Origin of the sequence: Rhodococcus sp. NPDC127593 (assembly GCF_042671975.1) — a bacterium.
Lineage (GTDB): Bacteria > Actinomycetota > Actinomycetes > Mycobacteriales > Mycobacteriaceae > Rhodococcus_F.
In genome coordinates, this window is the sequence record NZ_JBHXWI010000045.1 from 74,431 (window position 1) to 89,259 (window position 14,829).

The 14,829-nt window shown below is 65.6% G+C and carries 12 protein-coding genes; 2 read left to right on the plus strand and 10 right to left on the minus strand.

Annotated features, from left to right (window positions below; genetic code table 11):
- Positions 1 to 33: 33 nt before the first annotated feature.
- The 9 genes from ACFVJ3_RS34285 to ACFVJ3_RS34325 form a co-directional block, all read right to left on the minus strand.
- Positions 34 to 1,224, minus strand: coding sequence for a TerC family protein (locus tag ACFVJ3_RS34285; protein ID WP_378456288.1), 1,191 nt, complete (start codon positions 1,222 to 1,224; stop codon positions 34 to 36).
- A 124-nt stretch (positions 1,225 to 1,348) separates the two neighbouring features.
- The gene (locus ACFVJ3_RS34290; RefSeq protein WP_378456289.1) at positions 1,349 to 2,842 is read right to left on the minus strand and encodes a gamma-aminobutyraldehyde dehydrogenase; all 1,494 of its coding nucleotides are present in this window, start codon (positions 2,840 to 2,842) and stop codon (positions 1,349 to 1,351) included.
- Positions 2,839 to 4,224, minus strand: coding sequence for an aspartate aminotransferase family protein (locus tag ACFVJ3_RS34295; RefSeq protein WP_378456290.1), 1,386 nt, complete (start codon positions 4,222 to 4,224; stop codon positions 2,839 to 2,841). Before ACFVJ3_RS34295 ends, ACFVJ3_RS34290 begins: the two co-directional genes overlap by 4 nt.
- Positions 4,221 to 4,682: an Lrp/AsnC family transcriptional regulator gene (locus tag ACFVJ3_RS34300; protein WP_378456291.1), complete on the minus strand. Its 462-nt coding sequence runs from the start codon at positions 4,680 to 4,682 to the stop codon at positions 4,221 to 4,223. The genes ACFVJ3_RS34295 and ACFVJ3_RS34300 overlap by 4 nt, the downstream gene beginning before the upstream one ends.
- 86 nt (positions 4,683 to 4,768) lie before the next feature.
- On the minus strand, positions 4,769 to 6,319 hold the full coding sequence (locus tag ACFVJ3_RS34305) for an APC family permease (protein ID WP_378456292.1): 1,551 nt from the start codon (positions 6,317 to 6,319) through the stop codon (positions 4,769 to 4,771).
- 94 nt (positions 6,320 to 6,413) lie between these two features.
- Positions 6,414 to 6,794 (minus strand): cupin domain-containing protein, encoded by a 381-nt coding sequence (locus tag ACFVJ3_RS34310; RefSeq protein ID WP_378456293.1) that lies wholly within the window; start codon positions 6,792 to 6,794, stop codon positions 6,414 to 6,416.
- Positions 6,791 to 8,215 carry an NAD(P)/FAD-dependent oxidoreductase gene (locus tag ACFVJ3_RS34315; RefSeq protein ID WP_378456294.1) on the minus strand — a complete coding sequence of 475 codons (1,425 nt, stop codon included), beginning with the start codon at positions 8,213 to 8,215 and terminating at the stop codon, positions 6,791 to 6,793. The genes ACFVJ3_RS34310 and ACFVJ3_RS34315 overlap by 4 nt, the downstream gene beginning before the upstream one ends.
- Before the next feature lie 182 nt (positions 8,216 to 8,397).
- Positions 8,398 to 9,840: a family 43 glycosylhydrolase gene (locus tag ACFVJ3_RS34320; protein ID WP_378456295.1), complete on the minus strand. Its 1,443-nt coding sequence runs from the start codon at positions 9,838 to 9,840 to the stop codon at positions 8,398 to 8,400.
- A gap of 123 nt (positions 9,841 to 9,963) precedes the next feature.
- On the minus strand, positions 9,964 to 10,395 hold the full coding sequence (locus tag ACFVJ3_RS34325; protein WP_378456296.1) for a nitroreductase/quinone reductase family protein: 432 nt from the start codon (positions 10,393 to 10,395) through the stop codon (positions 9,964 to 9,966).
- A 470-nt stretch (positions 10,396 to 10,865) separates the two neighbouring features.
- Here ACFVJ3_RS34325 and ACFVJ3_RS34330 point away from each other — a divergent pair, with 470 nt between their 5' ends.
- Positions 10,866 to 12,458, plus strand: a complete 1,593-nt coding sequence (locus ACFVJ3_RS34330) for a GMC family oxidoreductase (protein WP_378456297.1) — start codon at positions 10,866 to 10,868, stop codon at positions 12,456 to 12,458.
- Positions 12,459 to 12,624: 166 nt separating this feature from the next.
- Here ACFVJ3_RS34330 and ACFVJ3_RS34335 read toward each other — a convergent pair whose 3' ends face one another.
- Positions 12,625 to 14,460 (minus strand): MFS transporter, encoded by a 1,836-nt coding sequence (locus tag ACFVJ3_RS34335; RefSeq protein WP_378456298.1) that lies wholly within the window; start codon positions 14,458 to 14,460, stop codon positions 12,625 to 12,627.
- Between the two features lie 277 nt (positions 14,461 to 14,737).
- On the opposite strand from ACFVJ3_RS34335, the gene ACFVJ3_RS34340 reads away from it, so the two are divergent.
- Positions 14,738 to 14,829: helix-turn-helix domain-containing protein (locus ACFVJ3_RS34340; protein ID WP_378453313.1), on the plus strand; the 92-nt coding region annotated here is incomplete at its 3' end.

Sequence of the window (14,829 nt, forward strand, 5' to 3'; positions counted from 1 at the left end):
CAAACCCGCGTCCTTCAGGACCGGGTAGTTGATCTAACTTTGTTTGAGGAACGCGTCGTGCTCCTGGTGGGAGCGTTTGATGAGGTCCATCAGTGCGGTTTCCTCGCGGACCATCTTCTTGAACTTCGGGTCGAGCTTCTTGAGTTGTTCCTCCTCGTTCAACAACTTGTTATACATGCGTTCGCGCTCCGCCAGGTCGGCGGTGTAGTCGAGGTCGAGGTAGTTGATCGCGTGCCGCCGTGCGCCGGCGATGGCGGACTGTGCCCTGCCCCGCTTGCTGGTGAGCGACGCGATCACGGTGATCACGAGGATGCCGATGATGACGGCCAGCGACGCGAAAGTGCTGATTTCGATGACGTTCACGGGTTCGCCGTCGTTGACGAACGGCAGGTTGTTCTCGTGCAGCGCATGCAGTATCAGCTTGACCCCGATGAACGCGAGGATCGCGGACAATCCGAACGACAGGTAGATCAGGCGGTCGAGGAGACCGTCCAGGAGGAAGTACAGCTGCCGCAGACCCATCAGCGAGAACACGGTGGCCGTGAAGACGACGAAGACATTCTGGGTGAGGCCGAAGATCGCGGGAATGGAGTCGAGCGCGAACAGGATGTCGGTGCCGCCGATCGCCACCATCACCAGCAGCATCGGCGTCATCGCCCGCTTGCCGTTCTCGATGGTGAAGAGTTTGTCGCCGTCGTAGTGCTCGGTGGTGTGCATGAACTTCTTCGCGATCCGGATGATGAAGTTGTCGGCCGAGTGCGAATCCTCGGTCTCGGGTCGCAGCATGTTGCCGGCGGTGATCAGCAGGATCAGGCCGAAGAAGTAGAACACCCACGCGAACGAGTTGATCAGCGCGGCGCCGAGGAAGATGAACGCGGTCCGGGCGAAGATCGAGAACACGATGCCGAACAGCAGGACCTTCTGCTGGTCTTCGCGCGGCACCCGGAAGCTGGACATGATGATGAGGAAGACGAAGAGGTTGTCGACGGACAGCGCCTTCTCCGTGACGTAGCCGGCGAAGTATTCCGAGCCCATGTCGACGCCGCCGAAGATCAGGACCGCGACACCGAAGAGCAGCGCGAGGCCGACGTAGATCGACGACCAGATCGCCGCTTCCTTCAGCGTCGGGATGTGCGCGTGGCGGACGTGGAAGAAGTAGTCGAACGCGAGCAGAGCGACGATCACGAGGATCGTCACAATCCAGGCGAACGGAGTCACATGCATCGTCTCTGCCTTTCAGCTGAAGCGAACGCGCCTTTTCGTCAGCGTAGTCGCGCGCAGGGCGGGACTTGGCGGAACTGCCACGGTCGCCGGGACGGCACACGCATTGCCGTCCCGGCGATCGGGCTTATCCTCGGTCGCCGAACACCGTCCGGTGCCAGTCCTTCCTGGCGATTCCCGTGATGTCGGACATGACGTGCTTGACGTTGGTGTACTCGTCGAGCGAGTACGTCGACATGTCCTTGCCGTAACCGGACGCCTTGTTCCCGCCGTGGGGCATCTCGCTGATGATCGGGATGTGGTCGTTGATCCAGACACAGCCCGCGGCGATGTCACGGGAGGCGGTCTGTGCCCGGTACAGGTCCCGTGTCCACGCCGACGCCGCCAGCCCGAAGTCGGTGTCGTTGGCGAGTGCGATTCCGTCCGGATCGTTTTCGAACGGCAGGACGACGAGAACCGGGCCGAAGATCTCCCGCTGCACGATCTCACTCGACTGGTCGGCACCCACGACGAGCGTCGGCTCGTAGTAGAAGCCGGACGCGAGGTCACCCCCGGGGACGGAACCGCCGCGGACGATCTTCGCCCCGGTGTCGCGGGCGCGATCGATGAACCCGGCGACGTGCTGCTGCTGTCGCCGCGACACCAACGGACCCATGTCGGTGCCGGGATCGGACGGGTCGCCGAGGCGAACGGTCTCCATGAGCGCTGCCACCCCGGCGACGAAGTCGTCGTACAGCGGCCGCTGCACGTAGGCGCGGGTGGCCGCGGTGCAGTCCTGGCCCGAGTTGATGAGGGCACCGGCGACGGCTCCGTTGATCGCGGCCTCGAGATCGGCGTCGTCGAACACGACGAACGGGGCCTTGCCGCCCAGTTCCAGGTGGAGTCGTTTGCCCGCCGCGGCGGCCGCGATCTGTCGACCCACGGGCGTCGATCCGGTGAAACTCACCATGCTCACGTCCCGGTGTGACACCAGCGACGACCCGGTCGTCGCGCCGCGGCCGGTGATCACGTTGACGACGCCGTCCGGCATGCCGGCGCGGGACGCGGCCTCCGCGAACAGCAGCGACGTCAGGGGAGTGATCTCCGCCGGTTTGAGCACGATGGTGTTGCCGGCGGCGACCGCGGGCAGGATCTTCCACGCGGCCATCTGCAGCGGATAGTTCCACGGCGAGATCGAGCCGATCACCCCGACCGGTTCACGGCGGATGCTGGACGTGTGGTCGGGGGAGTACTCGCCCGACGCCTTTCCCTCCAGATTGCGGGCCGCGCCGGCGAAGAACGACACGTTGTCGATCGACCCGGGAACGTCGAACTCGGTCGACAGTTTGATGGGCTTACCCGTCTGCCGGGTTTCGGTGCGTGCGATGTCGTCGGACATCTCCGTGAGCTCGGCAGCCCATCGGGTCAGGACGGCGGAACGCTCGCCCGGGCTCGTCGTCGACCATTCCGCGTAGGCGGTCTTCGCGGTGGCGACCGCGTCATCGACGTCGTCCACCGACGCCTCGGTGCGGGACGAGATCACCTCACCCGTCGCCGGATCGAGCACCTCGTACCGGTCGGCCGCCCGGCCGTCCCGGTAGCGGCCGCCGACGTACAGCCCGGGAAGGTCCTGGTGGTTCACAGGAGGGTCCAGGCTTCGGTGAGGACGCTGCGCAGGATGCGTTCGATCTCGTCGAATTCGGCCTGGCCGCAGGTCAGCGGCGGGGCGAGTTGGATGACCGGGTCGCCGCGGTCGTCGGCCCGGCAGTACAGGCCGGCGTCGAACAGGGCGGTGGAGAGGAATCCGTGCAGGATCCGCTCGGCCTCCTCGTCGCTGAACGACTCCTTGGTGGCCTTGTCCTTGACCAGTTCGATGCCGTAGAAGAAGCCCTCACCGCGCACGTCCCCGACCATCGGCAGATCGGTGAGCTTGTCGAGGGTGGCCCGGAACGCCGGCGCCTGCTCGACCACGTGGGCGTTGAGGCCTTCGCGTTCGAAGATGTCCAGGTTCGCCAACGCCACCGCCGCCGAGACGGGGTGCCCGCCGAAGGTGTAGCCGTGCGCGAACATCGACGTCCCGTCGGCGAACGGTTCGAACAGCCGGTCGGAGGCGATCATCGCCCCGATCGGCGAGTACCCCGATGTCAGGCCCTTGGCGCAGGTGATGATGTCGGGCACGTACCCGAAGTCGTCGCACGCGAACATCGACCCGATCCGCCCGAACGCGCAGATCACCTCGTCCGAGACCAGCAGCACGTCGTATTCGTCGCAGATCTGCCGGACCCGTTCGAAGTAGCCGGGCGGGGGTGGGAAGCAGCCGCCGGCGTTCTGCACCGGTTCGAGGAAGACGGCGGCGACGGTGTCCGGGCCCTCGAATTCGATGGCCTCGGCGATCCGGTCGGCGGCCCAGATCCCGAACGCCTTCGGGTCGGAGCCGAGGGGTTCGGGGGCCCGGTAGATGTTGGTGTTCGGGACCCGGAACGCGCCGGGGGTGAGCGGTTCGAACGGGGCCTTGAGGGCGGGGATGCCGGTGATGGCGAGGGCGCCCTGCGGGGTGCCGTGGTAGGCGATGGAGCGGGAGATCACCTTGTGTTTGCCGGGTTTGCCGACCTTCTTGAAGTACTGCTTGGCCAGTTTCCAGGCGCTTTCGACGGCCTCGCCGCCGCCGGTGGTGAAGAAGACCCGGTTCAGGTCGCCGGGGGCGTAGCCGGCGAGGCGTTCGGCGAGTTCGATCGCCGGTGCGGTGGCGTAGGACCAGAGCGGGAAGAACGCGAGCTGTTCGGCCTGTTTGGCGGCGGCCTCGGCGAGCTCGGCGCGGCCGTGCCCGGCCTGGACGACGAACAACCCGGACAGCCCGTCGAGGTAGCTCTTGCCGGTGGCGTCCCAGATCCGGGCGCCCTCACCGCGGGTGATGATCGGCGGGGTGATGCCCTGCCCGTGCCGCGAGAAATGACCCCACAGGTGGCGGCGGGCGGCCGCCTCGAGGTGCGACGTAGTGGGCGAAGAGTTGGTAACCGTGGTCATCGGGTTCCCCAATCATATTGCTGTTTGACAAGTTTCAGGTACACCATCGTCTCGGTGCCGAGCACACCGGGAATAGTGCGAATTTCTTTGTTGAGCACGGTCAGGAGGTGGTCGTCGTTCTCGCACACGATCTCGGCCAGAATGTCGTAGGCGCCGGCCGTCAGCACGACGTAGTCGATGGCGTCGACGTCGGCGAGCCGGGCGGCGATCTCGGTGACGTCCCCCGAGCAGCGGATTCCGACCATGGCCTGACGTGCGAATCCCACTTGGACGGGGTCGGTCACCGCGACGATCTGCGTGACGCCGGTGTCGATCAGCTTCTGCACGCGTTGGCGTACAGCCGCTTCCGACAATCCGACGACCTTGCCGATGGCCGAGTACGACCGTCGTCCATCCTCCTGAAGTTGCTCGATGATCTGCTTGGACACGGGATCGAGAGAGGTGGGCTGCTCAGACATGGTCGAATCCTCCCTTGCGCGTCGTATCGAAGACAATCGGCTCGGACATTTCGGAAACTATCGCCTCTTCCCGGTGACGGCGGTACTCACGACTCGGGCACCTTCACTTCCGTGTCGGCGGTGAGGGTGCGTCCGCGGAAGAAGTTCCGGGAACCGGTCGCGAAACACAGCAACATCAGGGGGATTCCGACCACCAGCATTCCGACGCCGAGAACGAACACACCCCCGAACGGACCGAACGCGGTGAATCCGTAGTCGGGACGCAGCATGTCGACGGCGCTCTGAACGAAGGCCCACGTCATGCAGAGGGCGCCGAGCAGCGGAAAGATGCCGCGCATGAACAGATTACGTGCCGAGTCGAACAGGGTCCGGCGGAAGTACCAGACGCACGCGTAGGCGGTGATGCCGTAGTAGAAGGCGACCGCGAGTCCGAGCGATGCCACCGAATCCTGCAGGGCGTTGGCGCTGGCGAACGACAGGACCAGGTAGAACAGAAGCGCCGCCGCTCCCATGACCAGGGTTCCGAAGCCGGGGGTCATGTATCGGGGGTGCACGGAGGCGAACCGGCGCGGCAACGCTTCGTAGACCGCCATCGACAACGTTCCGCGAGCAGTCGGCAGGATAGTGGTCTGGGTGGAGGAGAGCGCCGAGATCGACACCGTCAGCAGCAGCAACGAGGCGGCCACCGGACCGGCGACCGGCCCGCCCAGGGTGGTCAGCACGTCGTCGACGTTCTCCGGATTGTTCAGGCCGATGCCGGTGTCCCCGAACCCGGCGAACGACTGGACCGCGTACCCGACCAGGACGTACGTGGCGACGAGGATGACCGTGGTCAAGACCGCGGCGCGGCCCGGAGTCCGCTCGGAATCCTTCGTTTCCTCACCGACCGCCAGGCAGGCGTCCCACCCCCAGTAGATGAAGATGCACAGGATGATCGCCTGCGCGGCGCTGGACATCGAGACACCGGTCGGAATGATCCAGTCGAGTTTCGGGGTGACGGCCTGCGGTCCGGCGGTGCCGCCGAACACCTTCGACAGTGCGAGGACGCTGACCCCGATCAGGACCGTGAACTGCACGGCGATCAGGACATTCTGCAGTCGTTCGCTGATGAGGATGCCGCGAAAGCTGACGTAGGTCATGGCCGCGATGAAGAAGCACCCCAGCAGAACCTTCGCGGCGAGCGACTCGGCTGCCGCGTGCAAACCGAGAACCTCGAACAGGTAGATCGCCGCAATCTCCGCGGTGTTGGCGAGGACGATGATCGCGGACACGGCGAGTCCCCATCCCGCCATCCAGCCGATCCACGGACCGAACGCCTTGGTACCCCAGGTGAACGAGGTGCCGCAATCCGGGGTGTCCCGATTGAGCTCACGATAGGCAAATGCTGTGAGCAACATCGGAATGAACGCGACGAGGAACATTGACGGCGCCTTGTCGCCGACGGCCAGAACGACGTAACCCAGCGTCGCGGCGAGGCTGTAGGCGGGAGCGACCGAGGACAGCCCGATCACCGTGTTGCCGATCAATCCCAGTGCCCCGCTGTTGAGGCCCTTCGCGGAGCCGAGCGGGTCGTGGGTGTTCGAGGACTGGGTGTTCGAGGGCTGGGTCTTCAAGGGTGGAGGTTCGGCAATGCTCATCAATTCTCCCTCGAGGTGTGTGGCTGCGGGCAGAAGTGCCCGTGCAGGTGTAGTGAAGGGGTGCAGTGGTTTCCGTGGCTTGGTGGCGCCGGGGCTAGGTGGTCGGCGCGGCAATGAAGACTTTCCGCAGCGTGTCACGCACGATCCACCGGGTCTTCTGACCGGACCGCACGTGGACGACACTTCCGGGACCGAGCTCGAGATCCGGGGTGTCGTCCTCGAACTGCACTGTCGCGTCGCCGCTGAGCACCACGAACACCTCGTCGATCTCGACATCGTGCGAGACGCTGGGCTCGATCTCCCACACGCCGACGGTGACACCGGCGAAGTCGCCGAGCACTCGTTCGCCGACCATCGGCACGCTGTCGCCGATCGCCTGCTCGACCGGGAGACGGTGGTAGTCGAGGTTGGTGGTGCGAGCCTCGGTGTGCGGTCCGGATTCCCAGGCGACGACCCCGGTCGCGGGGTCGCTCACGAGTCGAACCCCAATCCGACCGCGTCGAGAGCCTTGAGGAAGAGGTTCCGCCGGCCTTCCGTGTGATCGGCGCGGTCGAGGGACCACCGGGTGGCGTTGATGCCGGCCGCCGCCAGCGGGTCGGGCGGGAAGGGGAGGGGCATGGACTTCACCAGGTCCAACTCCGTCAATGCCGTCGTCTCGCCGGACACCTTGTCGAGCATGACGTTCGCCGCGAAGCGGGAGGCGCCGACGCCGAGACCGGTGAAGCCGGCCGCGTACGCGATCCGCCCCTTGGCCGCGGAACCGAAGAACGAGCAGAAGCGCGTCGACGTATCGATGACGCCGCCCCACCGGTGGGTGAACTCCAGGCCCTCGAGCTGGGGGAACGTCGTGAAGAAGTGGCTCGCGAGCAGGGCGTGGGACTCGGGACGGTCTTCCAGGTCGTGATGCATTCCTCGCCCGAAGTGGTAGATCGCGTCGTAGCCGCCCCAGAGGATTCGGTTGTCGCGGGTGAGCCGGTAGTAGTGGAACTGGTTGGACATGTCGGCGACGCCCTGCCGGGCGGTCCATCCCACCTCGGCGAGTTGTGCGTCGGACAGCGGTTCGGTCATGAGGACGTAGTCGTACACCGGCACCGTGTGCAGCCGGTACCTCTTCAGTAGGGACGGAAAGGCGTTGGTTGCCAGGATGACTCGTCCGGCCGACAGGGTCGCGGACGCCGTCCGAACCCCGACCCGGGACGACGATCGGGAGCGGACGAGATCGAGCACCTTGGTGTGCTCGAACATCTCGACACCGTGCTCCGCGCAGGCCCGGCCGAGTTCGGTGGCGAGCTTCGCCGGATGCACCAGCGCGGTGGACTCCTTGTCCCACACACCGGCCAGATACGTGGGCGAATTCACCTGCGCGCGCATCGCGGGCCCGTCCAGCACCGTGGTGGTAGCGCTCGGGGCCGTGTCGAAGACGTCCTTCGCCTGGTAATCGGCGATCGCGACCGAGATCGCGCCGTTCCGTTCGAAATCGCAGTCCAACCCCAGGGTGTGGACGGTCTTCTCGATGGCGTCGAGGTTCTCGAGCCCGAGCGCCTCGAGGGTGTCGATTTCCCCCGGCCAGCGTCGACGACCGTTCTCGCTGCCGTGGGTCAGGCTCGCTTCGACGAACCCGCCGTTACGGCCGGATGCCGCCCATCCGATGGTCTCGCCCTCCACGAGGGCGACGGACAGGTCGGGGTGGCGCTGTTTCGCGAGGAGAGCACTCCAGAGTCCGGTGTATCCGCCGCCGACGACCACCAGGTCGTACGCGGCGTCGGCCGAGGCGGCCGGGTAGGTGGGGGTGTCGGCGACGTCCTCGATCCAGAACGGTGCCAACCGGGTGCGCCGGAGCGCATGGTCGACAACCTTGGCGTTCGGTTGATGCTTCTCGAACACTGTCTGCAGCAATGGGGCACCTTTGTCGATGGACTGACCGAAGGTGACGTGTGAGGCACGTCACCGTGGCCCCTATCCTGACGTGGAGCCGCCACTATTTCAATAGCAAATGAGGAAAATCATTGCTGATTTCGTGGCTAATGTGGATTTTGGAAACCGAAACGGTTGTTTCGGCACTCCATGGCGGCTGGCCCCTAACGGCGCGCGATGGTGCCGAGGTGCAGCGACACCGAGCGGACCGGGCTGATTCTCGCCTCGTCGCCGGACTTGACGGCGTGAACGGTGCCGAACTCCACGGTCTCGTCGGGGTAGGTGCCCGCGAACGCGTAGGCGTAGTAGGTGCCCGCGACTGCATCTCCCGGGACCGTGTAGGCGATGGCCTCCTCGAGGACCTCGCCCGGTTGCAGGTCGACGTCGATCGGCCCGAAGAACGGGTCGCTGGTGCGGCCGTCCGGGGAGACCGCGCTGACCCACACCTGCCCAGCGAAGGGACGGTCCTCGGGGGCCTCGACGAGCATGGTGGTGTCGACGGTCCCGCCCTCCGCCGGCAGCGTGGTGTCGGAATCGGCGCGCAGCGTGACCCGCACCGGCAGATCCGTGTCGGGGTTCGCCGGTCCGGTCGACGCGGGCGAACCGTCACCGACCTCGGGCCAGCCGTTCGCCCACACGATCCGGTCGATCATCCCTTCGCGCCGGCGGGCTCCGCTGGGCAGATCCCGGTTGTCGCGCGGAATGGCGTGGTACACGATCCAATCCGAGCCCGCGTCGTCGGAGACCACCGTGTTGTGGCCCGGCCCGGCCCACGGTTCGCTGCCGGCGAGGATGAGGGCACCGCCGCCGTCGTTCAGGTCCTGGCCCTTCCGGTCGAGGTACGGCCCGGTGAGCGACTCCGACCGGCCGACGAGGACACGGTAGGCGGTGTCGGCGCCGTTGCAGCAGTTGCCGGCCGAGAGGAACAGGTAGTAGTAGCCGTCGTGGAATTCGACGAATGGGCCTTCGAAGCGCTCGTCCGCGACGCGTACGGGATCGCCGGCCGCCGCGGTGCCGTCCGGGTTGAGCGGGATGGCGTGGACGCCCTGGAAGTTGCCGACGAACATCGTCTTCGTCGTGCCGTCGTCCCACACGAACGGGTCGATGGTGCCGCCGACGCCGACGTCGTGGGCGCAGAACACGGGGCGGCCGAGATCGGTCCACGGTCCGGTCGGGCTGTCGGCCGTCGCGAGGCCGATGCACGGGTTCGACTCGTCGTAGAGGGAGTAGTACAGGCTGTACCGGCCGTCGGATTCGAGGACATTCGGTGCCCACGCGAGCTTGCCGTCCGGATGCCACGCGGGCCGGTCGGGGAAGACGTCGCCGAGGTACATCCAGTCCATGAGGTCGGCGGACTTGAAGATCGACATGTTGTGCATGCCCTGGCCGTCGCCCCAGTCGTCGGCGGTCGTGTACATGTAGAACATGCCGTCGGACGCCCGGACGACGCTCGGGTCGGCGGCCACCGGTTGCACGATCGCTTCGGCCGTCGCCGACGGGGCAGGCGCACCCATGAGGACGAGGAGCGTCAGGGTCGTCACGATCCACCCGCGCCGCGGACGGTGCCCAGTGCCGGACCTGTGCAGCGCAGCATCGTCAGTGTCCACGTCACTCCCAACCTCGCCCGCCCGGAATCTGCAAATCTATAAGGGTGAGGTCGAGGTTAAGGGTGGAACCGGCTCACTACGCCGGACTGCAACCGAACCGTGTTCTGCGGCCGGCGACCGACGTCAGGTCGTCGGGTCGAGCAGAACCAGAGGGATCTCGCGGTCCGTTTTCTTCTGGTAGCCGGCGTATCCCTTGTAGGCAGCGGTCACTTGCGGCCACAGACGGGCCCGCTCGTCGGGGGTTGCCACGTGGGCGCGCATGGACTGCGCGGGGTTTCCCTGGAGCGACAGTTGGACCACCGGGTTGGCCTGCAGGTTCAGGAACCACGCGGGGTTGCGGTCGTCGCCGCCGCGGGACGCGACCACGACGAGGGTGTCGCCCTCCCGCACCGGCACGGTCAGCATGACGCTGTGCACCTTCCCGGTCTTGCGGCCGACGGTAGTCAGCTCCACCGCCGGCATCTTGTTGAAACTCTGCCCGACCCGCCCACCGGTGACGCGCAGGAGGGCGCGGTGGGCGGCGTTCATGAACTTGAGTCCGCGGTCCGTCGGCATGGTTCTCAGCGTAACGGGGTCGGCGTCCGGTCGATCGAGGAACGCGACCGGTCGGGCCGGTATCAGACCGCGTGGTCGTATTTTGTCGCGTGAGCGCTTACGCTCAGGTCATGGCGAGTGTCTGGCCATTGTTCGGGCGTGTGGAGGAACTACTCCCGATCGATGCCACTTTCACCGGGGCCGATGGTTACGACGGGGTCGTGATCGCCGGACCGCTCTGCGTGGGGAAGTGCCGGCTCTCTCGAGAATTGATGTCCAGAACCGGTCCTGGACGATCGCTACCGCAACGGGCATGAGCGACCGCATCAACACGGGCACTACTCCTGAACCAGATGTGCGGCTGCCTGTGCGTACAGCAAAAGGCCCTAGCGCCGCTGATAAACGTCGCGACGGCGAAGTTCGTCGCCGCAACCCCCCCCAGAACCCGAGGCGTCGGTGCGGGCGGCCATCAACGACACGGAGATGAAGAAATGACTCAGCAGCCGTCAGCAGCCGACTACGTCATCGTGGGCACCGGCTCAGCAGGGGCGGTGCTCGCCAACCGGCTCAGTACCGATCCGCGGAACCAGGTGGTGGCCCTCGAGGCCGGACCGGAGGACAAGAACAAGTTCGCCCACATCCCCGCCGCATTCGCGAAGCTGTTCCGGAGCGAGGTCGACTGGGACTACCTGACCGAGCCGCAACCCGAGCTCGGCGGCCGGCAGATTTACTGGCCGCGCGGCAAGATGCTCGGCGGGTCGTCATCGATGAACGCGATGATGTGGGTACGTGGTTTCGCCGCAGACTACGACGAATGGGCCGACCTCACCGACGACACGTCATGGTCATTCTCCGCAGTAGTCAAATACTTCCGCCGCATCGAGAACGTGCAGGACGGCGCCCACCCGGACACTGGAAACGCCGGACCGGTAATCGTCTCCCACCAGCGCAGCCCACGGCCGCTCACCACCGCATTCCTCGACGCGGTCACCGAAACCGGCTACGACCTGGAACGCGCCAACACTGCTCGGCCCGAGGGCTTTTCGCGGTCGATGGTCACCCAGAAGCGTGGGGCCCGGTGGAGCACCGCCGACGCCTACCTCCGTCCGGCCCTCAGGCGGGCGAACCTGACCGTTCTCACCGAGGCATACGCGACCCGGATCGTATTCGACGGAACCGCCGCGGTCGGCGTCGACTACGTCAAGGACGGGATCCGGCGCACCATCCGCGCCCGCAAGGAAGTGATCCTCGCCAGTGGGGCTGTCAACACACCCCAACTGCTGATGCTCTCCGGTGTCGGCGACGAACAGCACCTGCGTCGGCACGGCATCGCGGTCCACCATCATCTCCCCGAAGTCGGACGCGGTTTGACCGATCACTTCGTGTCCGCGTTCGGGTACAGCGTCGACGACGGTTCGCTGTTTGCCGCCGACAAGATCCCCGAGCTCGTGAACTACCTGCTGAGGCGGAAGGGCATGCTGACCTCGAATGTCGAGGAAGCGTACGGATTCGCTCGCAGTCGCCCCGACCTGCCGCTGCCCGACCTCGAGATAGTCTTCGCGCCCGCACCGTTCTTCGAGGAAGGGCTCGTCGCCCCGACAGCGCACGCCCTCGTCATCGGCGCCGTACTTCTCAAACCCGTCAGCCGCGGCCAGATCACGCTCCGATCCGCCGATCCCGGCGCGAAGCCGGTCATCGACCCCCGTTACCTCAGCGACAGCGACGGCATCGACCGGAACGCGATGCTCGAAGGCCTACGGATCTGCGCCGCGCTCGCCTCCGCGCCCTCGCTGAAGTCCCAGCTCGGCCCGATCGTCCGGCCGGTCGTGCCACCCGGAACACCCGACGAGGAGATGCTGACCCGTGCGCTCGAGGAGCTCGGCCAGACCATCTACCACCCTGTCGGCACCTGCCGCATGGGCAGAGACGCTGCCAGCGTCGTCACACCCGACCTTCAGGTCCGAGGCATCGACAAACTCCGCATCGCGGACGCATCCGTCATGCCCGCCATCATCCGCGGCCACACCCACGCACCGTCGGTACTGATCGGCGAAAAAGCCGCCGATCTGATCCTCAACACCTGAATACCGAGTTGGCGGACAGTGGATGTAGACCTACCGCAACGGGGGCGAGGGTCGGTCGCCCGTGTGACGGAGTGCCCCCGGATCTGAATAGGTGCTGTCAAAGACCGGAGGCAATCCCGAATCATCACAGGTCACGGCATTGGGGCATACCACCGACTGTGGGAACCTATGTCCGCGATGTCGAGGTTTGCGGCGTGTCAGGCCGCGCGTCGACGAGTTCGCTCGGGCCGATTCCGGCTTCGCCGGCGATTCCGGCGAGTTCCGCGCCGACCGACTCGTGCGGCTCGTCCGCCGTCGCCTTCTTCTGCGGACCGGTGAGCAGCGAGGCGATTCCGCCGATCACGCACGCGACGATCGCGAAGGCGAACGCCATTGCCAGGCCGTCGGCGAACGGGCCGGAAATCAGCTGGGGGAAGAAATCCAGGCCGGTCAGCTGTGCCTGTTGCTGCTCGGTGAGTGACGACAGATTCGGCCCGAGCAGTTCCCGGATCGGGTTGACGCCGAGGAACGCCGCGAACAGCACCGCGACGGCGGGCAGATTCGCGATCTGAGTGGCCTGCGCCGCGGACACCCCGTTCGCCATCAGTCCGTCGCTCATCGCGGCCGGAAGGTTGGAGCTGAGGCCGGCGATCATCAGGCTGAAGAAAAAGCCGATCGACAGCACCATCGCCGCGTTCTGGAATGTCGTCATCATGCCTGCGCCGACGCCGCGCGCGTTGGCAGGAAGGCTGTTCATCACCTCGGCGCGGTTCGGTGCGGAGAACATGCCCATGCCTATGCCGTTGATCAACAGCGTCACGGCGAATGCCCAGTAGTGGAAGTTCACTGGGAGCGCGATCAACAATCCGAACGTGCCCGCGGTGATGAACATGCCGGTGCTGGTGAACCACTTGGTGCCGAGCTTGTCGGAAATCAAGCCGGACACCGGTGCCGACAGCAGGAATCCGACGGTCATAGGCAGCATGTAGATGCCCGCCCACAGCGGGGTGCGGCTGAAGTCGTAGCCGTGCTGCGGCAGCCAGATGCCCTGGAGCCAGATGATCAGGATGAACTGCAGACCGCCGCGGCCCAGCGATGCGACCAGGTTGGCGATGTTTCCCCAGGTGAACGACTTGATCTGGAACAGGTGCAGGTTGAAGAGAGGATTCGCGACCCGGGTCTCGATGACGCAGAAGACCGCGAGGACGGCGAGGCCGCCGACGAGGCACCAGAGCACCAGCGGACTGCCCCATCCCATCGACGAGGACCCGTACGGCTGGATGCCGTAGGTGATGCCGACCAGGACGGCGATCAATCCGACAGCGAACGTGATGTTGCCCCACCAGTCGATGTCGGCGTGCTGGCGGACGCCGGTGTCGTGGAGTTTGAGGTACGCCCAAATGGTGCCGACCACGCCGAAGGGAACCGAGACAAGGAAGATCAGATTCCAGTGGATCGGTGCGAGGATGCCGCCGATGAGCAGGCCGAGGAAGGACCCGGCGATCGCGGCGACACCGTTGATGCCGAGCGCGAGCCCGCGCTGATCGGCGGGGAAGGCGTCGGTGAGGATGGCCGACGAGTTCGCCATCAGGAAGGCTCCGCCCACGCCCTGGACGACGCGCCACCCGATCAGCCACAGTGCCGCCTCGGAGCCGTCGAACCACGTCACGGCCAGGAAGATCGAGGCGATCGTGAACACGGCGAAGCCCATGTTGTACATCCGGGCGCGGCCGAACATGTCGCCGAGCCGTCCGAAACTGACGACCAGGACGGCGGTGACGACGAGGAAGCCCATCATCATCCACAGCAGGTAGCTCGTGTTGCCGGGTTCGAGTGGGTTGAGGTGGATGCCCTTGAAGATGTCGGGGAGGGCGATCAGCACGATCGACGAGTTGATCGTCGCCACCAGCATGCCGAGGGTGGTGTTCGACAACGCAATCCACTTGTAGTGCGGGCCGAGTTCCTCGAGTGTCCGGTTGTCGTCACCGATCGGGACGGAAGGTTCCTTCGTGTGGGAGACCAAGGGATTGCACCTCTCGGGTTTTCATAGTTTTCAAAAGTAAGTAAATGGAAAGCAAAGTGTTCGGTTGTCTCGTGTTCTTTGTGGTGGGCAATCGGCCGACCGTGGAATCCCCTGATTGGAAATGCCCGGTTTGTCCGTTATGTCACTGTCGCTCAACCGGTTCCGTAGAGACGGTCGATCAGATTTGCGATCCGTGAGTCTTTCGGCGCAAACCCGGTCCTTCGGGTCGAGGATAGCCGATCTGGTTTTGTCGGACCGTGTGGCTAGTGTCTGGGTTATGGCGGGGAGGGTGGTGAAGCGGGCGTTCAAGTACCGCTTCTATCCGACTGCGGTGCAGGCGGAACAGCTTGCTCGGACGTTCGGGTGCAC